General features: G+C 56.6%; 21 protein-coding genes. 16 read left to right on the forward strand and 5 right to left on the reverse strand.

The window, feature by feature from the left end; genetic code table 11:
• Positions 1-171: 171 nt before the first annotated feature.
• Positions 172-1,266: a Xaa-Pro peptidase family protein gene (locus NST29_RS04450; RefSeq protein ID WP_033019506.1), complete on the reverse strand. Its 1,095-nt coding sequence runs from the start codon at positions 1,264-1,266 to the stop codon at positions 172-174.
• A 138-nt stretch (positions 1,267-1,404) separates the two neighbouring features.
• On the opposite strand from NST29_RS04450, the gene NST29_RS04455 reads away from it, so the two are divergent.
• Together NST29_RS04455 and NST29_RS04460 are read left to right on the forward strand one after the other, a co-directional pair.
• Complete coding sequence (locus tag NST29_RS04455; RefSeq protein WP_033019505.1) at positions 1,405-2,085, forward strand: metal-dependent hydrolase; 681 nt, start codon at positions 1,405-1,407, stop codon at positions 2,083-2,085.
• Positions 2,086-2,346: 261 nt separating this feature from the next.
• Positions 2,347-3,654: a CBS domain-containing protein gene (locus NST29_RS04460; protein WP_033019504.1), complete on the forward strand. Its 1,308-nt coding sequence runs from the start codon at positions 2,347-2,349 to the stop codon at positions 3,652-3,654.
• A 151-nt stretch (positions 3,655-3,805) separates the two neighbouring features.
• Here the strand turns inward: NST29_RS04460 and NST29_RS04465 are convergent, their stop codons facing one another.
• Positions 3,806-4,111 carry a YtpI family protein gene (locus NST29_RS04465; protein ID WP_033019503.1) on the reverse strand — a complete coding sequence of 102 codons (306 nt, stop codon included), beginning with the start codon at positions 4,109-4,111 and terminating at the stop codon, positions 3,806-3,808.
• A 101-nt stretch (positions 4,112-4,212) separates the two neighbouring features.
• Between NST29_RS04465 and NST29_RS04470 the strand changes: the two genes are divergently transcribed.
• Positions 4,213-5,160, forward strand: a complete 948-nt coding sequence (locus NST29_RS04470; protein ID WP_033019502.1) for a bifunctional oligoribonuclease/PAP phosphatase NrnA — start codon at positions 4,213-4,215, stop codon at positions 5,158-5,160.
• A gap of 220 nt (positions 5,161-5,380) precedes the next feature.
• On the opposite strand, the gene ytrI is transcribed toward NST29_RS04470, so the two are convergent.
• Together ytrI and NST29_RS04480 are read right to left on the reverse strand one after the other, a co-directional pair.
• Entirely contained in the window at positions 5,381-5,884 is a 504-nt protein-coding gene (gene ytrI / locus NST29_RS04475) for a sporulation membrane protein YtrI (RefSeq protein ID WP_033019501.1), read from the reverse strand.
• Positions 5,881-6,222, reverse strand: a complete 342-nt coding sequence (locus tag NST29_RS04480; protein ID WP_033019500.1) for a YtrH family sporulation protein — start codon at positions 6,220-6,222, stop codon at positions 5,881-5,883. The genes ytrI and NST29_RS04480 overlap by 4 nt, the downstream gene beginning before the upstream one ends.
• 101 nt (positions 6,223-6,323) lie before the next feature.
• Between NST29_RS04480 and dnaE the strand changes: the two genes are divergently transcribed.
• The 5 genes from dnaE to pyk all read left to right on the forward strand — a co-directional run bounded on the left by dnaE (position 6,324) and on the right by pyk (position 14,774).
• Positions 6,324-9,605 carry a DNA polymerase III subunit alpha gene (gene dnaE / locus NST29_RS04485; protein ID WP_033019499.1) on the forward strand — a complete coding sequence of 1,094 codons (3,282 nt, stop codon included), beginning with the start codon at positions 6,324-6,326 and terminating at the stop codon, positions 9,603-9,605.
• 118 nt (positions 9,606-9,723) lie between these two features.
• Positions 9,724-10,596, forward strand: coding sequence for an acetyl-CoA carboxylase, carboxyltransferase subunit beta (gene accD / locus NST29_RS04490; protein ID WP_033019498.1), 873 nt, complete (start codon positions 9,724-9,726; stop codon positions 10,594-10,596).
• Complete coding sequence (gene accA, locus NST29_RS04495) at positions 10,581-11,558, forward strand: acetyl-CoA carboxylase carboxyl transferase subunit alpha (RefSeq protein WP_033019496.1); 978 nt, start codon at positions 10,581-10,583, stop codon at positions 11,556-11,558. Before accD ends, accA begins: the two co-directional genes overlap by 16 nt.
• Positions 11,559-11,797: 239 nt before the next feature.
• The gene (pfkA, locus tag NST29_RS04500) at positions 11,798-12,757 is read left to right on the forward strand and encodes a 6-phosphofructokinase (protein ID WP_033019495.1); all 960 of its coding nucleotides are present in this window, start codon (positions 11,798-11,800) and stop codon (positions 12,755-12,757) included.
• A gap of 253 nt (positions 12,758-13,010) precedes the next feature.
• Positions 13,011-14,774, forward strand: coding sequence for a pyruvate kinase (gene pyk / locus NST29_RS04505; protein WP_033019494.1), 1,764 nt, complete (start codon positions 13,011-13,013; stop codon positions 14,772-14,774).
• Between the two features lie 161 nt (positions 14,775-14,935).
• Here pyk and ytvI read toward each other — a convergent pair whose 3' ends face one another.
• Complete coding sequence (ytvI, locus tag NST29_RS04510; protein ID WP_033019493.1) at positions 14,936-16,054, reverse strand: sporulation integral membrane protein YtvI; 1,119 nt, start codon at positions 16,052-16,054, stop codon at positions 14,936-14,938.
• 106 nt (positions 16,055-16,160) lie between these two features.
• On the opposite strand from ytvI, the gene NST29_RS04515 reads away from it, so the two are divergent.
• From NST29_RS04515 to polA, 8 genes are all read left to right on the forward strand, one after another.
• Entirely contained in the window at positions 16,161-16,616 is a 456-nt protein-coding gene (locus tag NST29_RS04515) for a DUF441 domain-containing protein (RefSeq protein ID WP_033019485.1), read from the forward strand.
• Between the two features lie 290 nt (positions 16,617-16,906).
• The gene (gene citZ, locus NST29_RS04520) at positions 16,907-18,025 is read left to right on the forward strand and encodes a citrate synthase (RefSeq protein WP_033019482.1); all 1,119 of its coding nucleotides are present in this window, start codon (positions 16,907-16,909) and stop codon (positions 18,023-18,025) included.
• A 94-nt stretch (positions 18,026-18,119) separates the two neighbouring features.
• A complete protein-coding gene (gene icd, locus NST29_RS04525) occupies positions 18,120-19,391 on the forward strand; it encodes an NADP-dependent isocitrate dehydrogenase (RefSeq protein WP_033019480.1) in 1,272 nt (423 codons plus the stop codon).
• 171 nt (positions 19,392-19,562) lie between these two features.
• Entirely contained in the window at positions 19,563-20,501 is a 939-nt protein-coding gene (gene mdh / locus NST29_RS04530) for a malate dehydrogenase (protein ID WP_033019478.1), read from the forward strand.
• A gap of 144 nt (positions 20,502-20,645) precedes the next feature.
• Positions 20,646-21,113, forward strand: coding sequence for a MaoC/PaaZ C-terminal domain-containing protein (locus tag NST29_RS04535; RefSeq protein ID WP_033019476.1), 468 nt, complete (start codon positions 20,646-20,648; stop codon positions 21,111-21,113).
• Positions 21,114-21,357: 244 nt separating this feature from the next.
• Positions 21,358-22,065 carry a response regulator transcription factor gene (locus tag NST29_RS04540; protein ID WP_033019474.1) on the forward strand — a complete coding sequence of 236 codons (708 nt, stop codon included), beginning with the start codon at positions 21,358-21,360 and terminating at the stop codon, positions 22,063-22,065.
• The gene (locus NST29_RS04545; protein ID WP_033019472.1) at positions 22,058-23,806 is read left to right on the forward strand and encodes an ATP-binding protein; all 1,749 of its coding nucleotides are present in this window, start codon (positions 22,058-22,060) and stop codon (positions 23,804-23,806) included. The genes NST29_RS04540 and NST29_RS04545 overlap by 8 nt, the downstream gene beginning before the upstream one ends.
• A gap of 152 nt (positions 23,807-23,958) precedes the next feature.
• Positions 23,959-26,595 (forward strand): DNA polymerase I, encoded by a 2,637-nt coding sequence (gene polA / locus NST29_RS04550; RefSeq protein WP_033019470.1) that lies wholly within the window; start codon positions 23,959-23,961, stop codon positions 26,593-26,595.
• The last annotated feature ends 43 nt before the right edge of the window (positions 26,596-26,638 follow it).

A 26,638-nucleotide genomic window follows, 5' to 3' on the forward strand; every position in this document is an offset into this window, starting at 1 on the left:
TTGGCGCGCAGCCAAAAGAAACTAAGCGAACGCGATTCCAGATTTGTTTGCTTCAAAAACGCGATTGGCGCTGTCGCAGGGGGAATGGGGAAGAAACACAAGCTGTCCGAGCGGAGCAACAGTCCACCGGCGGACAGCTTGTTTTTTCCTTGGCAGCCGCAGCGGTGCCGGCTACACGATGATCAGTTCTTTGCTGAAGGAGGTCAGCACTTCGATCCCGTTGGCGGTGACGGCGACATCGTCTTCGATGCGCACGCCGCCGGCCGGCGGAACGTAAATGCCCGGCTCGATCGTAAACACCATGCCGGCGGCGAGCGGCGCGCGGTTGGCGCTGTGCAGCGACGGGTATTCGTGAATGTCAATCCCTAAACCATGGCCGACGCGGTGAGTGAAGTACGGACCGTAGCCGGCTTGTTCGATGACGCGGCGGGCGGCGCGGTCGATCTCCCCCATGGCGATTTGCGGGCGGCAAGCATCGATCGCCGCCTGCTGGGCGCGCCGGACGGTTTCGTAAATGAACCGTTGTTCGTCGTCGAGCGTCCGGCAGGCGACGGTGCGGGTAATGTCTGAGCAATACCCGTCGACGACGACGCCTAAGTCGAACAAGACGAAATCGCCCGGAGCGACCGCTGCGGTTCCCGGCGTGCCGTGCGGATCGGCCGTTTTCGCGCCCGTGAGCACGGTCGTCGGGAACGACATCCGTTCGACGCCGAGCTTTTTCAGTTCATATTCAATGACGGCGACAAGTTCGAGCTCCGTCACGCCGGGACGGATGGCCGATACGCCGATTTCGATCGCCTTGTCGGCCAACTTCGCTGCCTGGCGCAACGCCTTCATTTCCCGCTCGTCTTTGATCATTCGGAGCTGGCGCAGCTTTTCCTCGCTGTCGTGCCAGTGGGCGTTTGGAAACAACGCCGCGAGCCGTTCGAAGCGGGCGAGCGACAAATGGTGCTTTTCGACGGCGATGCTAGTTGCCTGAATGTTGCGTTGTCGCAAGTGGCGGTCAATTTCTTTCCACGGGTCGGCGCTGTCATCATAGCCGATCACTGTGCATTCCAAAGCGCTTCGGCGGGCGCGTCGGACTTCCATGTGCGGGCAGACGAGCGCCGGTTCGCCGTCGGGGAACACCAAAAGCGCCAGCAACCGCTCGTGCGGGTCGCACCAAAATCCGCTCAAATAAAAGACGTTGGTGCTTGACGTGATCAAGGCGAATGAACTATGTTGTTGTTGAAGCCAAGAGGAAAATGCTTGCAGCCGTTCGTTCATCGTTTCCTGCCTCTCTTTCTTGCGATCATTCAGTTTGAGCGTACCAAGAAACGGGCCGCTTGTAAATGGGCAGGCAGGAAAAGAAGGAAATGAGCGGGCGGCGGCGAACCATGTGGAGTGGAAAGGAGAGATGTGGGGATGAAAGTCAGCTACCATGGCCATTCGGTCGTCCGCATTGAGACGAACGGAAAAACGATTTTGATCGATCCGTTCATCACCGGCAACGCGACGACCGACTTGAACGCGGCCGACGTCAAAGCGGATGTCATTTTGTTGACGCACGGACATGGGGATCATGTCGGTGACACGGTGGAGATCGCCAAGCGGAACAACGCCCTAGTCGTTGCAACGTTTGAGCTGGCGACGTATTTAAGTTGGCAAGGCGTTGAGACGTTTGGCATGAACATCGGCGGGGCGCGCGAATTTGACTTTGGCACCGTCAAGTTGACGCAGGCGTTCCACAGCTCCGGATTTGTGACGAATGACAAGCAGATCATTTATTTAGGCATGCCGACCGGCATTTTGTTCACCGCCGAAGGCAAAACGATTTACCATGCCGGCGACACCGGGCTGTTTTCCGACATGAAACTGATCGGCGAGCGCCATTCCATCGATGTCGCCTTCCTGCCGATCGGGGACAGCTTCACGATGGGGCCGGAAGATGCGGCCGTGGCCGCCGAGTGGCTCGGAGCCAAGCTCGTCGTGCCGATTCATTACAATACGTTCCCGCCGATCGCCCAAGACCCGGAACGGTTCGTTTCTCTCCTCCCGCCGGGGGTTGGCCGCGCCCTGAAGCCGGGCGAAAGCATCGAGCTGTAGCGCGTCGCTGGTGAGCGGAGCGGTTTGATGGGGACGGTGGCGCGAAAAGGGGTGGAAGAGAGGAAAGGAATTCGCCTTTCCTCTCTTTTTGTCCTGTGAATCTTCCCGTTTCCGTCGGACCGATGGACGAAGAGGCGACTTTGTGGCGCAAAACGACCAGCTTCCGCCACCGCGGTGCGGTTCGCCGGGTTTTCTCCCGTTGAATCGCGGCCGTTGCGGCCGTTATAATGAAAGTAACAACAGGCAAAGGGTGAAGAACCGTTGGCGACAAAACACGAACAAATTTTGGAATACATCCATCGGCTGCCGATTGGCGAGAAAATTTCCGTGCGCCAGATCGCCAAAGAAATGGGTGTGAGCGAAGGAACGGCGTACCGGGCGATCAAAGATGCCGAAAACAAAGGGTATGTGAGCACGATTGAACGTGTCGGCACGATCCGGATTGAGAAAAAGCGCAAGGAGAACATCGAGAAGCTCACTTACGCTGAGGTGGTCAACATCGTTGACGGGCAAGTGCTTGGCGGACGTGAAGGGCTTCATAAGACGCTCAACCGCTTTGTCATCGGCGCCATGCAGCTCGAAGCGATGATGCGTTATACCGGGGCGGGCGATCTGCTCATCGTCGGCAACCGGACGAAGGCGCACGAGCTGGCGCTGCAAGCCGGAGCGGCCGTGCTCATCACAGGCGGGTTTGACACGGCCGACCATGTCAAAAAGCTCGCCGATGAGCGGCAGCTGCCGATCATTTCGACGAGCTATGACACGTTTACGGTCGCGACGATGATCAACCGCGCCATTTACGATCAGCTCATTAAAAAAGAAATCGTGCTCGTTGAAGATATTATTATTCCAGTGGAAAAAACCGCGTACTTGCGCGTCGACGATCCGGTTGAGCGCTGGTACGCATTAAACAAGGAAACACGCCATAGCCGTTTCCCGGTCGTCGATGAAGATTGGAAAGTGCAGGGGATCGTGACGGCGAAAGATGTGCTCGATATGGATCGACAGCTGCCGATTGAAAAAGTGATGACGAAGCAGCCGATCACTGTCAGTGGAAAAACATCGGTCGCCTTTGCGTCTCACATTATGGTATGGGAAGGGATTGAGCTGCTTCCAGTGGTCGACGACCACCATCGGTTGCAAGGGATCATCAGCCGCCAAGATGTGTTAAAAGCGCTGCAGATGGCGCAGCGCCAGCCGCAAGTTGGGGAGACGATCGATGACCTCATCACCGCCCAGTTTCGCGAGTCCGGCGACAAAGAAACGCTGTTCCGCTGCACGATCACACCGCAGATGACGAACTATTTAGGCACGCTCTCGTACGGCGTGTTTACGACGATCGTCACCGAAGCGGCGGCGCGCATGCTGCGGGCGTACAAGCGCGGCGATTTGGTAATGGAAAACCTTACCGTCTACTTCATCAAACCGGTGCAGATTGATAGCACGGTCGACGTGCGAGCGAAGCTTTTAGAGCTCGGGCGCAAGTTTGGGAAAGTGGATGTCGAAGTGTACAATGAAGGCGATCTTGTCGGCAAGGCGATGATGATGTGCCAGCTGATCGATCGATGAACGGGCAAGGCAGCCAACAGCAATCCAGGCCCCGTTTTTGATCGCAACGAGCCCAAACAGCAAGGGGACGGCAAGGCAAACGAAAAGGATGCCCGCTTTCTGTCCGGGACATCCTTTTCCTTGTGCCGCCCGTTGTCAGCGCCAAACGGCCTTACTTTTGTTTGGCCGCCTCCGCTTCCTCGACCGCTTGGGGCAAGTAGTAGCGGTAGGCGCGGTAGCCGGCCCAAGCGCTGGCAAAGCCTAAGATGATAAAAATGGCGGCGATGATATACGTCACCGTTGTCTGATACAAAAACAATTGGTTGATTCCGAACAAGGCGACGAACAGCCCGAGCGCCACGCTCGCTTTCGCCGAGAGAAAGCGGCGCTCGATCGGACGTTCCGAACGGACGTAGCGGATTTTATAATAGACGTAAAACGAAAAGGAAAATATAATGAAAATAACCAAAGCTGGCATGGTGGATCCCTCCGTTGTCCATTTCGTTTTCCATTGTACATAGAAGCAGGGAAAAAGGCCAGCGGTTGACTATGACAGGTGACGAAAAAGGGGAAAAACGAATGAAACCGGTTCAGCAACAAATTGTTGATGCGATTCGCGAGTTTGACACGATCATCATCCATCGCCACGTGCGCCCGGATCCGGACGCGTACGGATCGCAAGGCGGGTTGGCGGCGCTGCTGCGGGCGTCGTTTCCAAACAAGCGGGTGTATGCGGTGGGGACGGACGACCCGTCGTTGTCCTTTTTACGCCAAATGGATGTCATTGACGATGCGGTCTATGAGCAGGCGCTCGTCATCGTCTGTGACACAGCCAACGAGGAACGGATTTGCGACAGCCGCTACCGGCTAGGGCGAAAGCTCATTAAAATCGATCATCATCCGAACGACACGCCGTATGGCGACATCATGTGGGTCGACACCGCCGCCAGTTCAACAAGCGAGATGATTTATGAGTTGTATTTGTCTGGGAAAGACAAAGGGCTGACGATGACCGCTGAGGCGGCGCGCCTCATTTACGCCGGCATTGTCGGCGATACGGGCCGCTTTTTGTTTCCGCGCACGAGCGAAAAAACGTTCCGCTACGCCGGGGAGCTCATTTCGTACGGTTTTTCGCTGGCGAAATTGTACGACGGATTGTATCGAACGAGCTTGCCGCTTGCCCGCTTAAGCGGCTATGTGCTGTCGAACTTTACGATCGAAGAAGGAGTGGCGGCCGTCAAAATGCCGCGGGCGCTGCTTGAGGAATATGGGGTCACCCCGCTCGAGGCGTCGCAGCTTGTCAGCTTGCTCGGCAATATCGACGGCATCATCGCTTGGGTGTTTTTTATTGAGGAGGAGAAGGACATCCGCGTCCGCTTCCGCTCGAAAGGACCGATCATCAACACAGTCGCCAAACGCTACGGCGGCGGCGGACACCCGCTTGCGGCCGGCGCGTCCATCGCGTCATGGGAAGAAGCGGATCGCGTTATTGAGGACGTGAAGGCCATCTGCCGCCCTGAGCGGTAGCCTCAACGCTATTATTCTAGCGCCTGCTGCGGCATTCCGTTTGGAGTGCTGTCACCCGGCGGCGGGGCGTCGCGCTTGCGGTGGCGACGCTGAGCAGGGATTGTGCTTGAGAATTGCGGTCACCCGGCGCCGGGATGTTGTCCGTGCGGTGGCGCCGGGAAAAGGGCTCCGCCCGCTTCGGGCCGCTTCTTTTGCCGCCGGCGCGCGAAGGCGTGTCGGATTACGGGAGCGGCGTTACTTTTACTTCAACGGCTAAAACGGTGAAAATGGTGAGGGTGTGAAGTTGCAGCCGGTATTGTTTTTCATGGATTGAGAACGTTTTGTTCTCGACGGCCCGCTTGATCAATTCACGGCTGTTGTACACTGTTTCAATGTCCTTTGTAATTAAATGGGACAAGTCTTCTTTGACGCTGTCTTCGATGCGGAATGTCGTGTACGAATCAAATTTATACTGCTCAGCGTTGGCGAGATGAACAGTGATGTCTTGGACGGTCAGCTTTTTTTTCATTTCTTTGTTGTAATGAATATAATCTTCCTGCCAGATGCGAATCTCTTTTTGCAGATCGGCGATTTGCTCGTTCAGCTCATTGACATGCCGCACTTGTTTTTCTTGCAGAACGCCGAAAATGTATAAAAAGACGAACCAACTGATCAGCGCTCCGATCGCGACGCCGGCAAAAAAGCGTTGCCATGATGGGGATTGATAATACGGAGGAATTCTCATGGCGAAATGTGCTCCTGCGTCAGCCACGTAACGATGGCTACCCCTGTTTGCGCGCCGCCCATGGCAGACAAAATGAGCAAAAATTGGCGCACAATATCTTTCGTTTCGCCAAGAAACAGCCCCCGTTCGACGACATAAAACGTATCAAACGTCCCGCCGATGGCGGCCACCACCGCCCAAATGCGCAAATCGCCGGCGAACCGATACATGGCGGTCAGCGGTTGGCCGCCGCTCAAAAAAGCGCCGAGCGCGCCGATCATGGCGCCGCCGAGCAGCACGCCGACCGCGATAAAATAGCTTTGAATAAACGCCGGCAAAAAAGCCACTTTTTCGTTCATCGGTTTCCCCGTCCTTTCTTTATTTATGTATATCAGGCCATCGGACGCAATATGTAGCGGAAGAGAAAGTTTTCGCCCGCGAAACGGAGAGGGGGAGGACCATGTCGTTCGTTCATTTGCATGTGGTCAGCGCGTATAGCTTGCTGCAAAGCGCGGCGACGGTCGAGGCGCTTGCGGCCAAAGCGAAACAGCTCGGCTATGAGGCGTTGGCGCTCACCGACCGCCATGTGCTGTATGGCGCCATTCCGTTTTACCGGGAGTGCGAGCAGCACGGCCTCCGCCCCATCATCGGCATGATGACGGATGTCATCCTCGAGGGAGATGAAGCGGCATTTCCGCTCGTCCTGCTGGCTGCCAATGAGGAAGGATACCGCCATTTAATCGAAATCAGCACAGCGGTGCAAATGGGGGAAGAAAAGCGCATTCACGAGGACGTCCTCCGCCGCTTGAACGGGGGAATCATGGCCATCACGCCAGGGCCTAACGGGCGGGTCGAATCGCTGCTCGCCGCTGGGGATGTGGCGCGGGCGAAAGAAACGTTGTTCCGCTACCGCCAGCTGTTTGCTGGCCGCCTGTATATCGCCATCCAGCGCGGCGAGCGGTGGCGCGCGCCGTATGAGGACGGGCTGCGGCGGCTTGCGGAGGAGCTCGGGATACCGCCCGTTGCGACGAACGATGTCCGCTACGTGGAGCGCGAGGATGCGCTTGCGTTTCGCTGCTTGCAGGCGCTGAGCCGCGGGGTACCGCTCGCAAACATTGCTGAAGAGGACGGGCGTCACTTGGCGGCGCCGGACGAGATGGCCCGCCGCTTTGCCGATTGGCCGGAGGCGCTTGCCAACAGCATCGAGATCGCCAATCAGTGCGCGCTCCGCCTCGAGTTTGGTCGCCGGCGGCTACCGAAGTTCCCGGTGCCGGATGGGGAAACGGCGGATGGCTATTTGCGCCGCCTTTGCGAACAAGGACTCGCTCGCCGCGTGCCATCAGCGGATGCGCGCTATTGGCGGCGGTTGGAGCACGAGTTGGCTATCATTGAATCGCTTCGTTTCAGCGACTATTTTTTGATCGTCGCCGATGTGCTCGCCTACGCGCGCCGGCGCGGCATCATGACCGGACCAGGCCGCGGCTCGGCTGCCGGCTCGCTTGTCGCTTACGCGTTGTCGATCACCGATGTTGATCCGCTGGAATACGGGCTGTTGTTCGAGCGGTTTTTAAACCCGGAGCGCGTGTCGGTGCCGGATATTGACTTGGACTTTCCCGACGATCGACGCGAGGAAATGATTCGTTACGTCGCCGACAAATACGGTCATGATCACGTCGCGCAAATCATTACGTTCGGCACGTTCGGCGCCAAAGCGGCGCTGCGCGAGACGGCGAAGGCGCTCGGCCTTCCCGGGGAGGAAACGGAGCGGGTGATCGCGCTGCTGCCCAACCGGCAAGGACTCACGATTCGTCGCTGGCATGACGAATCGGCTGCCTTTCGTCGGGCGGTTAGCGCCGTGCGCGGCGGGGATCGTTGGCTTTTTGTAGCGCAAAAACTGGAAGGCTTGCCGCGCCACACGTCGATTCACGCCGCCGGCGTCATCATCAGCCCCGAGCCGCTGCTCGCCCATGTGCCGCTGCAGCCTAGCCACGGCCCATGGCCGCTCACGCAATACGCGATGGGCGCGCTTGAGGCGCTAGGGTTGTTGAAAATCGATATTCTCGGGTTGCGCACGTTGACGCTGATCGGCCGGATGGTGCGCCTCGTCGAGCGGCAGACGGGGCGGCCGTTTGCGGTTGACGCGCTGCCGCTCGATGATGTCAAAACGTACGCGCTCCTTAGTTCGGGGGACACGAACGGCATTTTTCAGCTCGAATCCGCGGGAATGAAGCGCGTGCTTGCTGAACTGCGGCCGTCCGAGTTTGAGGATTTGGTCGCGGTCAACGCATTGTACCGCCCCGGCCCGATGGAGATGATCCCTGTTTACATCCGGCGCAAGCGCGGCGAAGAGCCGGTGTCGTATGCGCACCCGGATCTCGCTCCCATTTTGGCGCCGACTTACGGTGTGTTGATTTATCAGGAGCAAATTATGCAAATCGCTGCCCGGCTGGCAGGCTTTTCGCTCGGACAAGCGGACGTGCTCCGGCGAGCGGTGGCGAAAAAGGAAAAGGCGCTGTTGGCCGAGCAGAAAGAGGCGTTTGTCGCCGGCTGCCTTGCGAACGGTTACGCCGAGGACGTGGCCGAGGAGCTGTACCGGCACATCGTTCGCTTTGCCCATTATGGTTTTAATCGAAGCCACGCGGTCAGCTATGCGCGGCTGTCGTATGCGATGGCGTATATTAAAGCGCATTATCCGCTCTGTTTTTATGCGGTCATGTTGGCAGATGCGGCCGGCGATCGGGAAACGATGGCGCTTTACAGCCGCGAGGCGGAGCGGAAGGGCCTTCCGGTTTTGCCGCCGTCGATCAACCGGAGCGGCTATCGGTTTGCGATCGAAGGGGAGGCGATCCGCACGGGGCTTTCGGCGGTGAAGCATGTCGGCTCGGCTGCGAAGCTCATCATCGATGAGCGAAAAGCGCACGGGGCGTTTGCCGACTTTTTCGACTTTGCCGTTCGCCTGCTGCCGAAAGGATTGGCGCGTCCGGCGCTGGAGGCGCTGATTTCTGCCGGTGCCTTCGATGAGTTTGGAGTCGAGCGCGCCGTCCTTTCAGCGAGCATTGAGATCGCCGCCGAACATGCCGAATGGCTGAACGCGTACGGGAGAGCGATCGGATTTTCACCCCAGCCGAAATACGCCGAGGCCAAACCGTGGACGCCCAGCGAGCGGCGCCGCCGGGAGAGAGAATGTCTCGGTTTTGCCGTCACCCCGCATCCAGCGGCGGTATGCCGACCGTTGTTTCAGGCGGCGCATGCCGTGTTCGCCGCTGAGGCGGACGGCCCGTCCGTGGTGGTCGGGGGGGCGGTCGCGCAGCTGCGGAAAACGCGGACGAAGTTTGGCGAGGAGATGGCGTTTTTGACCATCGGCGATGAAAGCGGAGAAGTGGAGGCGGTCGCTTTTCCACCGATATATGCCCGCGCTGCTGCTGAGCTCGTGGAGGGAGCGTTCGTTTTGCTTTCCGGGACGATGGAAAGGCGCGGAGGACGGCGCCAGCTCGTTATCCGCCGCGCGTGGGGCTTGCCGGTGTCGGCGCTCTACATCAATGCCAGCGGCGCGGACAGCGGCCGGCTCGCTGCGCTGAAACAGCTGCTTGAACAGCATAGCGGCCGCACGCCTGTTTACTTGTATGACGAACGTAAACGCGCGCTTCTCCGCCTGCCGGAGCGGTATGCGGTAGCTTTGACGGCGCCCTTTGTCGATGAACTGATCGCTTTGTTCGGATTTGGCGCCGTTGCCGTCAAATAAATCGCTCTTTACGGAAAAAGCTCCATGGGCAGCGCGATCTGCCCTCCACTTTTCTTTTTCGGTGTTGCAGTATAAACCAGGAAACCGATACAATGGATCATAAAGGAGGGGCTCCCTCATGTGGAAAGACTTATTTGGCAAAAAGAAAAAATACGCGCCGCTGCCTGCCGAACAACTGAAGCATGAAGTTCCGGAAGGCGTGATGACGAAATGTCCGCAATGCAAAAAAATTATGTATACGAAAGAATTGGTCAAAAACTTGCGCGTCTGCCTAAGCTGCGGCTACCATCACCCGCTGCCGGCGCGCGAGCGAATTGCCAGCCTTCTGGATGACGGCAGCTTCCGCGAGTATGACGCCGATATGATCTCGGTCAATCCGCTCGGTTTTCCGGGCTATAGCGAAAAGCTGGAAGAAGACCGGCGCAAGTCCGGACTGAACGAGGCAGTCGTCACCGGCGAAGGGACGCTTGACGGCCATCCGCTCGTCATAGCTGTCATGGATTCGTCGTTCCGCATGGGCAGCATGGGCTCGGTTGTCGGCGAAAAAATCGCCCGTGCCGTTGAACGGGCGAGGGAGCAAGGCGTGCCGTTTCTCATTTTCACCGCGTCCGGCGGCGCCCGCATGCAAGAAGGGGTGCTAAGCCTCATGCAAATGGCGAAAACGAGCGCCGCGCTCAAACGATTCAGCAACAGCGGCGGCTTGTTCATTTCCGTCATGACCCATCCGACAACCGGCGGTGTATCGGCGAGCTTTGCCTCGCTTGGGGATTATAACTTTGCCGAACCGGGGGCGCTCATCGGCTTTGCCGGCCGCCGCGTCATCGAGCAGACGGTGCGCGAAGAGCTGCCGGAAGACTTCCAGACGGCGGAGTTTTTGCTGAAGCACGGGCAGCTGGATGCTGTCATCCATCGTCATGAGCTGAAGGAAAAGCTGGCCGTTGTGCTGGCGATTCATAACGGAGGAGGGGAAGCGGGATGGTGGCGGAATTAGAATTTGAAAAGCCGCTTGTTGAGCTGCGCGGCAAAATTCAAGAGTTGAAAGAGTTCATGAAAACGGCAGACGTTGACTTATCGGCGGAAATCGAAAAGCTGGAGGCGCGCCTAGCGAAATTGGAAAACGAAGTGTACGCGAACTTGACGCCGTGGGATCGCGTGCAAATCGCCCGTCACCCGCACCGGCCGACGACGCTCGATTACATCGAGCGGCTGTTTACAAACTTTCTCGAGTGCCACGGCGACCGCTGCTTCGGCGATGACGAAGCGATCGTCGGCGGCATTGCCATGTACGACGGGCTTCCGGTGACGGTGATCGGCCACCAGCGCGGCAAAGATACGAAAGAAAATTTGCGCCGCAATTTCGGCATGCCGCACCCGGAAGGCTACCGGAAAGCGCTGCGGCTCATGAAGCAGGCGGAAAAGTTTTCCCGTCCGATCATTTGCTTCATTGATACAAAAGGCGCCTATCCGGGCAAAGCGGCGGAAGAGCGCGGGCAAAGCGAGGCGATCGCCCGCAACTTGTTTGAAATGGCGGGACTCACCGTGCCGGTTGTCTGCATCGTCATCGGCGAAGGCGGAAGCGGTGGGGCGCTGGCGCTTGGCGTCGGCAACCATATTCATATGCTCGAAAACTCCACGTACTCGGTCATCTCGCCGGAAGGGGCGGCGGCGATTTTGTGGAAAGACGCCTCATTGGCGCAGCGGGCGGCGGAAACAATGAAAATCACCGCCCACGACTTAAAAGCGTTTGGCGTCATTGATGAAATCATCCCAGAAGTGAAAGGCGGCGCCCACCGCAATGCCGATGAACAGGCGAAAGAAATCGACCGCGTGCTGCGCGCTTCGCTGAAAGAGCTGCTGGCGCTCGACGGCGAGGCGCTCGTGGAACAGCGCTACGAAAAATTTAAACAAATGGGCCGCGTCTCGTTTTTACAAGAGACGATTCGGGCAAGATAAGAAACAAGCTGTCCTCCGCTGGCGGGACAGCTTTGTTCTGTCTAAACAATGGCGTCTCAACACATGATCCGGTTCCCTATGGACAGCTTTGTTCTGTTTAAAAAATCGCCCCTTGTAAGCCGTTTCAGCGTGCGTTCCCTGTTGTGTTCAACAGGCGTTCATGGTACATTAGGAATGTTTAGAGGCGACAGACGTATGAGGTCGGACGTGTGCAATTCGAGACAAATGAGGTGGAAGTGATGAAACGGATTGGTGTATTGACGAGCGGCGGCGACTCGCCGGGCATGAACGCGGCCATTCGCGCGGTCGTCCGCAAAGCCATTTACCACGGCGTCGAAGTGTACGGCGTGTATCATGGTTATGCCGGGCTGATTGCCGGCAATATCAAAAAGCTCGAAGTCGGCGATGTCGGGGATATTATCCATCGCGGCGGCACGATTCTTTACACCGCCCGCTGTCCGGAGTTTAAGACGGAGGAAGGACAGAAAAAAGGAATCGAGCAGCTGAAACAACACGGCATTGAAGGGCTGGTCGTCATCGGCGGTGACGGGTCCTACCAAGGGGCAAAAAAATTGACCGAGCATGGCTTTCCGTGCGTCGGCGTGCCTGGGACGATCGACAACGATATCCCGGGGACGGATTTTACCATCGGGTTTGATACGGCGTTGAACACCGTTATTGACGCCATTGACAAAATTCGCGACACGGCGACGTCGCATGAGCGGACGTATGTCATTGAAGTCATGGGCCGCCATGCCGGCGACATTGCCTTATGGTCGGGGCTTGCCGGCGGGGCGGAGACGATTTTGATCCCGGAAGCGGACTACGATATGGATGATATCATCGCTCGCTTGAAGCGCGGCCATGAACGCGGCAAAAAACATAGCATCATCATCGTCGCCGAAGGAGTCGGCAGCGGCGTTGACGTTGGGCGGCAAATTCAAGAGGCGACCGGTTTTGAGACGCGCGTGACGGTGCTTGGCCACGTGCAGCGCGGCGGATCGCCGACGGCGTTTGACCGCGTGTTAGCGAGCCGTCTCGGCGCCCGGGCGGTCGAACTTTTGCTTGAAGGCAAAGGCGGTCGTTGCGTCGGCATCCAAAACAACCGGCTCGTCGACCATGACATCGCCGAAGCGTTGAGCCAAATTCATACGATCGATCAGCGGATGTATGTGTTGTCGAAAGAGCTGTCGATTTAACGGTTTTGAAAACCATCTCCCGGCGCCAAGAAAGGGCGAGCGGCGGTCCCATGGGCCCGCCGGGAGAGGAAGCGCGGTTGGCAATCATTGACGAATATGCTAGTCTACGAGTAGAGCAGACATTTCGGAATGAAAGACAGCGTAGTCGGGATGGTGTCTTGCCGTTCGGCAAACACGTCCAAGCCGCTTGAAGCCCCCGCCTGTTCGGAAGCGGCGGGGAGTTCACTTCCCGAGGGGAAAGGAAGAAGAAGCGATGAAGCGGAAAACGAAAATTGTTTGTACGATTGGGCCGGCAAGCGAAAGCGTGGACAAGCTTGTGCAATTGATCGAGGCAGGCATGAACGTAGCGCGCCTCAACTTTTCGCACGGCGATCATGAAGAACACGGGAGGCGCATTGCCAACATTCGCACAGCGGCGCAGCAAACCGGGAAAACGGTGGCGATTTTGCTTGACACAAAAGGTCCGGAAATTCGCACGCATAACATGGAAAACGGCGCCATCGAGCTGAAGGAAGGCGCGAGGCTCGTCATTTCGATGAACGAAGTGCTCGGGACCCGAGACAAAATTTCCATCACTTATCCGGGACTGATCGATGACGTGTCCGTCGGCTCGACCATTTTGCTCGATGATGGGCTGATCGGCCTCGAAGTCACGGCGATTGATAAAGAAGCGGGGGAAATTGCCACCACCGTCTTAAACGGCGGGGTTCTGAAAAACAAAAAAGGGGTCAACGTTCCCGGCGTGCGCGTCAATTTGCCGGGCATCACCGACAAAGATCGCGCTGACATTTTGTTCGGCATCCGCCAAGGGATCGACTTCATCGCTGCGTCGTTCGTGCGCCGGGCGTCCGATGTGTTGGAAATCCGCGAGCTGCTTGAAGCGAACGATGCGCTCGGCATCCAAATCATCGCCAAAATTGAAAACGAAGAAGGCGTGGCCAACATCGATGAAATTTTGGAAGCAGCCGACGGCCTCATGGTGGCGCGCGGCGACTTAGGTGTGGAAATTCCGGCTGAGGAAGTCCCCCTCATCCAAAAAATGCTCATTAAAAAATGCAACATGCTCGGCAAGCCGGTCATTACAGCGACGCAAATGCTTGATTCAATGCAGCGGAACCCGCGTCCGACGCGGGCGGAGGCCAGCGACGTCGCCAACGCCATTTTTGACGGTACGGATGCGGTCATGCTTTCCGGGGAAACAGCGGCCGGCCACTACCCGGTCGAAGCGGTCCGCACGATGCACCAAATCGCGCTTCGCACCGAACAGGCGTTGGAGCACCACGATATTTTGTCCCAGCGTACAAAAGAAAGCGCGACGACGATTACTGATGCCATCGGGCAGTCGGTCGCCCATACAGCGTTGAATTTGGATGTCGCGGCGATCGTTACGCCGACGGTGAGCGGAAAAACGCCGCAGATGGTGGCCAAATACCGTCCGAAAGCGCCGATTATCGCCGTTACCTCAAACGAAGCGGTATCGCGCCGGTTGGCGCTCGTCTGGGGCGTCTATACGAAAGAGGCGCCGCATGTAAACACGACGGATGAAATGTTGGATGTGGCCGTCGATGCGGCGGTGCGTTCCGGTTTGGTGAAGCACGGCGACTTGGTCGTGATCACCGCCGGCGTGCCGGTCGGCGAAACCGGTTCGACGAACTTGATGAAAGTGCACGTCATCAGCGATCTGCTCGCCAAAGGGCAAGGCATCGGCCGCAAGTCAGCGTTCGGCAAGGCGGTCGTCGCCAAAACGGCGGAAGAGGCGTGCCGAAAAATGGTGGAAGGCGGCATTTTGGTCACCACCAGCACCGATGCCGATATGATGCCGGCGCTGGAAAAAGCGGCGGCGATCATCACCGAAGAAGGCGGGCTGACGAGCCATGCGGCCGTCGTCGGGTTAAGCCTCGGCATTCCGGTCGTCGTCGGGGTCGAGAATGCGACCCGCCTGTTTCAAGACGGACAAGAAATCACGGTCGACGGCGGGTTTGGCGCCATCTACCGCGGACATGCGAGCGTCTTGTAGCCGGTTCACATCAAAAGAGGGTGTCCCCAATGGATGGGAACACCCTCTTTCCTCATCTATTTTTTGTGCCGCGCGATATGTTGAGCCTGTCTTCACGGAAGACGGCTTTTTCCGCCGCCCCCTTTCGCCTAAACCGACAAACGGCAGCTGCGCTCTGTCAGTTATGCGGCCGGCTTGCCGATGATAAACCGCCAAATGTCGCGAAAGACGTTGGCGCTGTGAAGGGTGCGGATGATGACGAGCGCAACCGGCCCGGCGATCAGCCCGAGAAAGCCAAGCAGCTTGAAGCCGACGAACAAAGCGATGAGCGTGGCGAGCGGATCAAGGCCGATCGATGAGGAGAGCACTTTCGGCTCCATAATCTGCCGCTGGACGAGCACGACGATATACAAAACGCCAAGGCCGATCGCAAACGGGATGTCGCCGCTCACCGCCGCGTAAATGATCCAAGGGACGAATACGATCCCGGTTCCTAAATACGGCAAAAGATCGACGAACCCGATGATCAAGGCGATGGTAATCGCGTAATCGACGCGCAAAATCAACAGGCCGATTAACACGATGACCGTCGTAATCGAAATGAGCGTCGCCTGCGCTTTCATAAAGCCGAACAGCGCCCGCTTCAAATCGACGAACACCGTTTTGCCGCTTGTGCGAGCTTTCGCCGGCAGCCAGCGCTGCGCCATGCGCATGAGCCGATGCCAGTCTTTGCTGATGAAAAACGTGGCCAGCAGCGAAAAAATAAAGACGGTCGCGATATTGGGCAGCCAGGCGAGAAGCTGGGGAATGTTTCGCAAAATCGTTTGGATAAATTCCCCTACCGTTGTGCCGATTTTTTGCCCTACCGACTGGATGTTTTTCATGATCGTATCTTGCTGCTGGCTGCTTAAACTTTTGAACATGCCCGCCAAATCTTTGTAGATCGGGATGAGCTGATCGGCAACGAACGTTTCGATGTACGAAACTAGTGCTTGAAATTTGCTAGGCACGACATCGGCCAAATATTGCGTTCCCGACACGATTTCGGCGATCAACAGCGTCACGATCCCAGCGACGGCGGCGAACAGGACGATAAGCGTGACACTGACCGCCAGCCAGCGCGGCATTTTCGCTTTCCGCTCCAGCCCATCGACGAGCGGATTAATGAGCAGGGCGATGAGGAAAGCGATGATAAACGGGTACGTCAACGTTGCGATGTAATACAGCGCCCAAACGCTAATGCCGGCGATGGCAACGACGAAAAAAAAGCGCAAAAAACGGTCGACATACACTCGGGACAATGTTTCACCCCCAACCGAATCTCCATATGGATAATATTACACGTTTGTTTACGAAGAAGCAAAAAAAAACAAGTTTCCTATCCCGCTCGAAGGAGGATGAGCCGCCGTGAATGAATCGGTGTTGTTTTTGCTGGCGCTGTTGGCGCTTGGCTTGCTGTCGAAAAACGAGTCGCTTGTGATCGCAGTCGCTGTGCTGCTGGCCGTAAAGTGGTCCGGCTTTAGCGAGCCGCTTTTGTCGACCCTTCAATCGAAGGGGATTCATTGGGGAGTGACCGTTATTACGATCGCGGTGCTCGCTCCGATTGCCGCTGGACACATCGGCTGGAAAGAGCTCGTTGGTTCACTGCAATCGCTGTCGGCTTGGATCGCTTTGTTATCTGGCATTTTGGTCGCCTTGATCGCCAAAGGAGGAGTGACACTGTTGGCGAGCGATCCGCAAATGACGGCCGCTTTGGCGTTCGGGACGATCATCGCCGTCGCGCTTTTCCATGGTGTGGCGGTCGGTCCGCTGATTGGGGCTGGCATTGCCTATGCGGTCATCAAAATGGTAGAATATTTTTAACCGCTCGGGCAAACGACCGGTTCGTTTGTCGGCGAAGCGTGTTCCGCTTGTTCGTGGCGCCTGTCTCTTTACGACGTATGACAGCTGACAAAAGTCTGATAATTGTTTATAATAATAAGCGTGAGTTCGTTTTTCGGGCCAAGCGGGGAACAGCGTTTTTGCAAGGCGGGTGGCGCGGCGATGTAAGCACTTTCGCCCATGCCTTCGTTTTTGCCACGGTTTCGAGCAAGCGCTCATCGTCCTTCCAACGATGATGGGCGGAACTTATGAAAAAGAAGGGGAGATTGGACATGACGGTAACCCGCGGTTTAGAAGGGGTTGTGGCGACAACCTCAAGCATCAGCTCGATCATCGATGATACATTGACGTACGTCGGCTACGATATTGACGATTTGGCCGAAAACGCTTCCTTTGAAGAGGTCGTTTATTTGCTTTGGCATCGGGAGCTGCCAACAAAAGCGCAGCTCGAAGAATTGAAGAAGCAGCTGGCGGAAAACGCGGACATTCCAAAGGAAATCGTTGAGCACTTCAAGCTGTATCCGATTGCCAACGTGCATCCGATGGCGGCGTTGCGCACGGCGGTTTCGCTTCTTGCGCTGTACGACGAGGAAGCGGACGACATGACGAAAGAGGCGAACTACCGGAAAGCGATCCGTCTGCAGGCGAAAATCCCGACGATCGTCGCGGCGTTTGCCCGCGTGCGCAAAGGGCTGGAACCGGTTGCGCCGCGCCGAGATTTGAGCTTTGCTGCCAATTTCTTGTACATGCTGACCGGACAAGAGCCGGACGCCGTTGCTGCCGAAGCGTTCGACAAGGCGCTCGTGTTGCACGCCGATCACGAGTTGAACGCATCGACGTTCACGGCGCGCGTTTGCGTGGCGACGCTCTCCGACATGTATTCCGGCATTACAGCGGCGATCGGCGCCTTAAAGGGACCGCTTCACGGTGGGGCAAACGAAGCGGTGATGAAAATGCTGACGGAAATCGGCACCGTTGACAACGTTGAGCCGTACATTCGCGGAAAGCTGGCCAATAAAGAGAAAATCATGGGCTTTGGCCATCGCGTGTACCGGAAAGGCGACCCGCGCGCCAAACATTTGAAAAAAATGTCGGAAAAGCTGACGAAGCTCGTCGGCGAGCCGCATTGGTACGAAATGTCGACGAAGATTGAAGAAATCGTCACATCGGAAAAAGCGCTGCCGCCGAACGTTGACTTTTATTCCGCCTCGGTTTACCATTGTTTAGGAATCGATCATGATTTGTTTACGCCGATTTTTGCGATCAGCCGCACGTCGGGATGGATCGCCCATATTTTGGAACAATATGACAACAACCGGCTCATCCGTCCGCGCGCCGAGTACACGGGTCCGGGCAAGCGGTCGTACGTGCCGATCGACGAGCGCGGCTGAATAAGGCTGAATAAGGCGAAACAGGTGGACAAGGCGGGAAGGCGCGCCTTCACGCCTTTGCAAAATAAAAACCATGGCATTGGGGGTTTGACTCGTGACGCAAGGGGAAAAAATTACTGTCACCAATGGTGTGCTCAACGTTCCAAACAATCCGATCATCCCGTTCATTGAAGGGGACGGAACCGGCCCGGACATTTGGGCGGCCGCTTCGCGCGTGCTCGAGGCTGCGGTGGAAAAAGCGTACAAAGGCGAGAAAAAAATCGTCTGGAAGGAAGTGCTCGCCGGCGAGAAAGCATACAAACTGACGGGCAGCTGGCTTCCGGATGAAACGCTCGAGACGATCCGCGAATACATAATCGCCATTAAAGGGCCGCTGACAACGCCGGTTGGCGGAGGCATCCGCTCGCTGAACGTCGCGCTTCGTCAAGAGCTTGACTTGTTCGTCTGCCTGCGGCCGGTTCGCTACTTCCAAGGCGTTCCGTCGCCGGTGAAACGCCCGGAAGACACCGATATGGTCATTTTCCGCGAAAACACGGAAGACATTTACGCCGGCATTGAATATGCCAAAGGCACGCCGGAAGTGAAAAAAGTGATCGACTTTTTGCAAAACGAGATGGGCGTGCGCAAAATCCGCTTCCCGGAAACGTCCGGCATCGGCATTAAGCCGATTTCCGAACAAGGAACGAAACGGCTTGTGCGCGCGGCGATCAACTATGCGATCGAACATGGCCGCAAATCGGTGACGCTCGTTCATAAAGGAAACATTATGAAATTCACTGAAGGCGCGTTTAAAAACTGGGGCTATGAACTCGCTGAGGAAGAGTTTGCCGACAAAGTGTTCACATGGGCGCAATACGACCGCATCGTCGAAGCGGAAGGCAAAGAAGCGGCGAACAAAGCGCTGGCCGAAGCAGAAGCGGCCGGAAAAGTCATCATCAAAGATGTGATCGCCGACATTTTCTTACAGCAAATCTTAACGCGCCCGCGCGAGTTTGACGTCATCGCGACGATGAACTTAAACGGCGACTACATTTCCGACGCGCTCGCGGCTCAAGTCGGCGGCATCGGCATCGCGCCGGGGGCAAACATCAACTACGAAACCGGTCACGCCATCTTCGAAGCGACGCACGGCACGGCGCCGAAATACGCCGGGCTTGACAAAGTCAATCCGTCGTCCGTCATTTTGTCCGGCGTCATGATGTTTGAGCATCTCGGCTGGAACGAAGCGGCGCAATTGATCATCAAAGCGATGGAAAAAACGATCGCCGCGAAAATCGTGACGTATGACTTTGCCCGCCTGATGGAAGGGGCAACCGAAGTGAAATGTTCGGAATTCGCTGATGCGCTCATCCGCAATATGGACTAATGTTGGAAAAATAGCCGATCAACGACGAGAGAAGAGTATAGTTGGAAAATCGATGCAGTGGGAAGGAATACAAAACCACGTTTTATCCAAGTTTGTCGATTTGAACAATCTAGCATTTCCCTCGTTTCTTTTGATCTAATCACCAACCTTAAAAGAAAGGGATGGCAAACGATGGCGATGAAGCGGAAAAAAATCTCGGTGATCGGCGCTGGATTCACGGGGGCGACAACGGCGTTCCTGCTGGCGCAAAAAGAGCTCGGCGACGTCGTGCTCGTCGACATTCCGCAGCTCGAAAACCCGACGAAAGGAAAGGCGCTCGACATGCTCGAGTCGAGCCCGGTGCTCGGGTTTGACGCCAACATCGTCGGCACATCGGACTACGCCGATACGGCGGACTCCGACATCGTCGTCATTACGGCCGGCATCGCTCGCAAGCCGGGCATGAGCCGCGACGATTTGGTGACGACGAACCAGAAAATTATGAAGCAAGTGACGAAAGAAGTCGTCAAATACTCGCCGAACTGCTACATCATTGTCTTGACGAACCCGGTCGATGCGATGACGTACACCGTCTTCAAGGAATCCGGCTTCCCGAAAAACCGGGTCATCGGCCAATCGGGCGTCCTCGATACGGCGCGTTTCCGCACGTTCGTCGCCCAGGAGCTGAACATTTCGGTGAAGGATGTCACCGGGTTTGTGCTCGGCGGCCATGGCGACGACATGGTGCCGCTCGTCCGCTATTCGTACGCCGGCGGCATCCCGCTCGAAAAGCTGATTCCGAAAGACCGTTTGGACGCCATCGTTGAGCGGACGCGCAAAGGCGGCGGGGAAATCGTCAATTTGCTCGGCAACGGCAGCGCCTACTACGCGCCGGCCGCTTCGCTTGTTGAAATGGTCGAGGCGATTTTGAAAGACCAGCGCCGCATTTTGCCGGCGATCGCCTACCTCGAAGGCGAATACGGATACGAAGGCATTTATTTGGGTGTGCCGACGATCTTGGGCGGCAACGGCATTGAGAAAGTGATCGAGCTCGAGCTGACGGAAGAGGAAAAAGCAGCGCTCGCCAAGTCGGTCGAGTCGGTGAAAAACGTCATGCGCGTGCTCGAATAGTACGATGCAAAAATTCGGGCTTGGCCCGGATTTTTGCCGCCGCTTTTTGAAAGCGCTTTCTGATTTAGGGTGCGAAAACAGCGCTTGGCGCCGCTAGTGACGACCGCAGACCATGAGGATCAGGAGCAACAAAGGGGTGGAACTATGTTGAAAAAGCGAAAGCTGGGGAGACGAATCGGAGAAATTCAAGTTGGGGAAAAACTTGTGTTCCAAGCGGCCATCGAAGACAAAGATTTGCTGCTTTACCTCGGGTTGACCTACGATGCCAACCCGCTCTACATTCAGCACGATTACGCTTCGCAAACGCCGTTTGGCAAGCCGGTCGTTCCGCCGATCATGCTGATGGGAATGATCACATCGGCGGTGTCGAAATATTTGCCAGGCCCGGGCAGTTATATTACAAGGAATGATATTCGCTTTCTCCGGCCAGTGTATCATTATGAAACGCTTGAATTTTTGCTGGAAGTGACTGACGTGGATGAAGAAAGCCATTGCGTCACGTTGGCGGTGACGGCGACGCGCGGGGCGGAAATGGTGCTCACCGGCGAGCTGTCCGCCTGTCCGCCGCATACGTTGCCACGTTTGGACAGCCGTGCGCTTGAAAATTTTTAGGCTGAAAGAGCAGCGCTCACTTGGACGGGAAGATGGAACAGGGGAGGCGAGATGGGCGCGGGACGGATGCGAAAGGGGGCTGCTTTCGGGCAGCCGGGCGGTTATGAACGGAGAACGTCTGTTTTTATAGCGAAAAAGAGGGGGTCTTGCCGCAGTTTGCGACCCCCTCTTTCTTTTTTTGCCGAACGAAAGCGGAAAGTATGGTATGATACAAATAGAATGACTGGCGAATGGGAGGAGCGGAATGAGTAAGAAAATTTTGGTTGTTGACGATGAGCAGCCGATTGTGACGTTGTTGACCTACAATTTGGAGAAGGCCGGTTTTCAAGTGGCCGCCGCCTATGATGGCGAAGAGGCGCTAGATAAAGTGGAGCGTGAACAGCCGGCGCTGATGATCCTCGATTTGATGCTGCCGAAGCTGGACGGCGTTGAAGTGTGCAAGCGGCTTCGCCAGCGGCAAATCATGACGCCGATTTTAATGTTGACGGCTCGCGATGATGAGTTTGATAAAGTGCTCGGGTTGGAGCTGGGCGCCGATGACTATATGACGAAGCCGTTCAGCCCGCGCGAGGTCGTCGCGCGGGTGAAGGCGATTTTGCGCCGCACCGAGCTTTCTCAACCGGCGGCTGAGTTAGGCGAACGGCTTGTCATCGGGCAGTTGGAAATTTTCCCGGACCGCTACGAAGCGACGGTGGGCGGCAGACCGCTCGAGTTGACGCCGAAAGAGTTTGAATTGCTTCTTTATTTGGGCCGTCATAAAGGAAGGGTGCTGACGCGCGACCAGTTGCTCAGCGCGGTTTGGAATTACGATTTCGCTGGTGATACGCGCATCGTTGACGTCCATATCAGCCACTTGCGCGACAAGATCGAAGACGATACGAAAAAGCCGGCGTACATCAAAACGGTGCGCGGCCTCGGATACAAACTGGAGGAGCCCAAACGGCATGAGTAGCCTTCGCTCCCGGCTTCTTTTCTGGCTTGTGGCGCTGATTGCGGCCGTGTTGATCGCCCTCGGCTTTTTGCTTGGTCAGCTGCTGAAAGAGTTTTATACCGAGACGATCAATAAGCGGATGGAAAAGGAGGCGAAAGCGCTCGCCATTTTGCTGGAAAATGAACCGCTTGAGCGCATTCGCACCGATTTGCAAGAAATGGGGGACGAGCTGTCCTCGCGCATCACCGTGCTCGATCGCGATGGGCGGGTGCGGTTTGACAGCGGGCGCATCGCGGCGATCAGCGACAAGGACCACGCGCGCATCATCCGCTCCATTTTGCCGACGACAACGTCCGCGCGCTTTTCGGTGATTGAAAAAACGGACGATGTGTACTACTGCCTTGTTCCGTATGGGCCAAGCGGACAGGACGGATACGTCGTCGTCAGCACACCGACGAGCTCGCTCAAAGCGGTGAACGAGCGGATTTGGGGGGTTCTCATCAGCAGCCTTGGCATGGCGCTCGTTGTCATCATCGCCCTTGGCTGGAAAATCGCCAATCAATATATGAGACCGATTGAAGAGGCGACCAAGGTGGCGTTTGAGCTGGAAAAAGGCAATTACGCCGCCCGGGTGCCCGATGGCGAATATAAAGAAGCCGGCATGTTGGTCCGTTCCATCAACCGGCTCGCTCGCCATTTGCAAGAAATGAGCCGGGCGCGGGAAATTCAGACCGATCGCCTTCATACGCTCATTGAAAACGTCGGCAGCGGCCTTCTGTTCATCGATCACCGCGGCCATGTGTTTCTCATCAACCGCGCCTTTCAGTCCCAATTTCACATCGATCCGTCCGACGCCTTGTATCGCCCGTATGCCGATGTGCTCCCGCACCGCGACATCGTCCGCTTGATCGACGAGATTTTCATGACCGAGGCGGCGATGCGCCGCCATATGCGGCTGACGGTCGGGATTGAGCGAAAGCACTTTGACGTCTACGGCGCCCCGATTATCGGAAAAGGCGCTGAGTGGAAAGGGATTGTCGTCGTCTTCCATGACATTACCGAACTGAAGCGGCTCGAGCAAATCCGCAAAGATTTTGTCGCCAACGTCTCGCATGAACTGAAAACGCCGGTGACATCGATTAAAGGGTTTGCCGAAACGCTGTTGGATGGAGCGATGAAAGATGAGCAGGCGCTCGAGCACTTTTTGGCCATTATTTTAAAAGAAAGCGAACGGCTGCAAACGCTCGTCGAAGAGCTTCTTGATTTATCGAAAATCGAGCAGCAAGGCTTTCAGCTTCAGTGGGAGGAAGTGAACGCGGCCGAGATCATGGAGGAAGCGGCAGCGGTGTTCCGCCAGCGGGCGGCGGCCAAGCGAATCGCTTTGCAAGTCAAGGCGCCGCCGGATCTGGTCATTCGCGGTGATCGAAACCGGCTGAAGCAAATTTTGCTTAACTTGTTGGCCAACGCCATCGCCTATACGCCCGAACAAGGGCAAGTCACCGTCGACGCCGGGGAGACGGCGCAGGAAGTGTGGCTGCGCGTCAAAGATACCGGCATCGGCATTGAGAAAAAGGAGATTCCTCGCATCTTTGAGCGCTTTTACCGCGTCGATAAAGCGCGCAGCCGCGATTCGGGCGGGACCGGGCTGGGCCTTTCGATCGTCAAGCATCTCGTCGAAGCCCATCACGGCTCCATCACCGTGGAAAGCGAAGTCGGGCGCGGCACGGTGTTTACGATTCACTTTCCCAAGCCGGAGCGGTAGCCGGCTTTTTTCATCGCTGGCGGGTTGGGGGAGGGCGAGTCCATTCGGGCTGAGACGGCCCTTCAGCACCGCTTTGGGGGCTGGAGCAGCGAGGCGATGTTTCTGGAACGCCGCCGCATGATACAATAAAAACAAGAAGCATCCGAGGAGGGATGGGGTTGAAGAAAAAACTGGTCTTGATTGACGGCAACAGTGTGGCCTATCGCGCTTTTTTTGCGCTGCCGCTTTTGCATAACGACAAAGGTGTTCATACGAATGCGGTCTACGGATTTGCCATGATGCTGCGCAAAATCGTGGCGGAAGAGGCGCCCACCCATTTGTTAGTGGCGTTTGATGCGGGCAAAACGACGTTTCGTCATGAAGTGTTTCGCGAGTATAAAGGCGGGCGCCAGCAGACGCCCCCGGAATTGTCCGAGCAGTTTCCGCTGCTGCGCGAGCTGTTGAACGCCTATCGCATTCCAGCTTACGAACTTGACAACTACGAAGCGGACGACATTATCGGAACGCTCGCCGCCCGCGCTGAGCAGGCCGGGTTTGAGGTGAAAGTCATCTCCGGAGACCGGGATTTGACCCAACTCGCCTCCCCCCATGTGACGGTGGAAATCACGAAAAAAGGGATCACCGAGATGGAATCGTACACGCCGGAAACGATTCGCGAAAAATACGGGCTCGCTCCCGAGCAAATCGTTGACTTAAAAGGACTGATGGGGGATAAATCGGACAACATCCCTGGCGTGCCCGGCATCGGCGAAAAAACGGCGGTCAAGTTGTTAAAGCAGTTCGGGACAGTCGAAAATGTGCTCGACTCCATTGATGAAATCCAAGGGGAAAAGCTGAAAGAAACGCTGCGTCAACATCGCGATACCGCCCTCCTAAGCAAACGGCTGGCGGGCATTTGCCGCGACGCTCCGATCGCCCTGTCGCTTGAGGATACGGCCTACGAAGGCGAAGACTGGGAGAGCGTGATCGCTTTGTTTAAAGAGCTCGGGTTTCAGTCGCTCCTTGAGAAGATGGAAGGGCCGAGGGCGGAAGAGAGCGAGCCGCTTGCCCACATCGACTTCACCATGGCGGAGCGCGTGACGGAAGAGATGCTCGCTGACAAGGCGGCCTTGGTCGTTGAAGTCGTGGAAGACAACTATCATGACGCGCCGATCGTCGGCATTGCTGTTGTCTCGGAACGCGGGCGGTTTTTCCTGCCTTCGGAGGCGGCGCTGGCTGACCCGCAGTTTCGCGCTTGGCTTGCCGATGAGACGAAGAAAAAAAGCATGTTTGACTCGAAGCGGGCGATGGTCGCTTTACGATGGAAGGGGATCGACCTGCGCGGCGTCTCGTTTGATTTGCTGCTGGCGGCGTATTTGCTCAACCCTGGACAAGATGCTAGCGATGTCGCGGCGGTGGCCAAAATGAAACAATACGAGGCCGTGCGGTCCGATGAAGCGGTCTACGGCAAAGGGGCGAAACGGTCTGTTCCGGACGAGCCGGCACTCGCCGAGCATCTCGTCCGCAAGGCGGCGGCGATTTGGGCGCTCGAGCGGCCAATGATGGATGACCTGCGCCGCAACGAGCAGGACGAGCTGTTGATGGCGCTTGAGCAGCCGTTAGCGGCGATTTTGGCCGATATGGAATTCACCGGGGTGAAAGTGGACACCGAGCGCCTGAACCAGATGGGGCAGGAACTCGCCGAGCAGCTGCGCGCGGCCGAACGGCGCATTTACGAACTGGCCGGCCAAGAATTCAATATCAATTCGCCGAAACAGCTCGGTGTCATTTTATTTGAAAAGCTGCAACTGCCTGTGTTGAAAAAAACGAAGACCGGCTATTCGACATCGGCGGACGTGCTGGAAAAGCTTGCGCCCCATCACGAGATTGTGGAGAATATTTTGCACTACCGCCAACTAGGCAAGCTGCAGTCGACATATGTCGAAGGGTTGTTGAAGGTCGTGCGCCCGGATACGAAGAAAGTGCATACGATCTTCAATCAAGCGTTGACGCAAACCGGTCGCCTCAGCTCGACGGAGCCGAACTTGCAAAACATTCCGATTCGGCTGGAAGAAGGGCGGAAAATCCGGCAAGCGTTCGTGCCGTCCGAGCCTGGCTGGCTCATGTTTGCCGCTGACTATTCGCAAATCGAACTGCGCGTGTTGGCCCATATCGCCGAAGATGACAATTTAATTGAAGCGTTTCGCCAAGATTTGGACATTCATACGAAAACGGCTATGGACATTTTTCACGTCAAGGAAGAGGACGTCACCCCCAACATGCGCCGGCAAGCGAAGGCCGTCAACTTTGGCATCGTCTATGGGATCAGCGATTACGGATTGGCGCAAAACTTAAACATTACGCGCAAAGAGGCCGCCGAGTTTATCGAACGCTATTTTGCCAGCTTCCCGGGCGTCAAGCGGTATATGGAAACGATCGTGCAAGAGGCGAAACAGAAAGGATATGTCACCACGCTTTTGCATCGGCGCCGCTATTTGCCGGACATCACGAGCCGCAACTTCAACGTCCGCAGCTTTGCCGAGCGGACGGCGATGAATACGCCGATCCAAGGCAGCGCCGCTGACATCATTAAAAAGGCGATGATCGATTTGAGCGCGCGCCTGAAGGAAGAGCGGCTGCAGGCGCGCCTGTTGCTGCAAGTGCACGACGAGCTCATTTTGGAGGCGCCTAGTGACGAAATAGAGCGGCTGTGCCGAATCGTGCCGGAAGTGATGGAGCAAGCCGTCACGCTCCGCGTGCCACTGAAAGTCGATTATCATTACGGACCGACATGGTATGATGCGAAATAACGCCCGGTCTTAAAGGCGCCGATGCCGGAAGCCGCACGGGCGG

It is taken from the genome of Geobacillus sp. FSL W8-0026 (genome assembly GCF_037966255.1).
In the GTDB taxonomy this organism is placed as follows: Bacteria; Bacillota; Bacilli; order Bacillales; family Anoxybacillaceae; genus Geobacillus; species Geobacillus icigianus.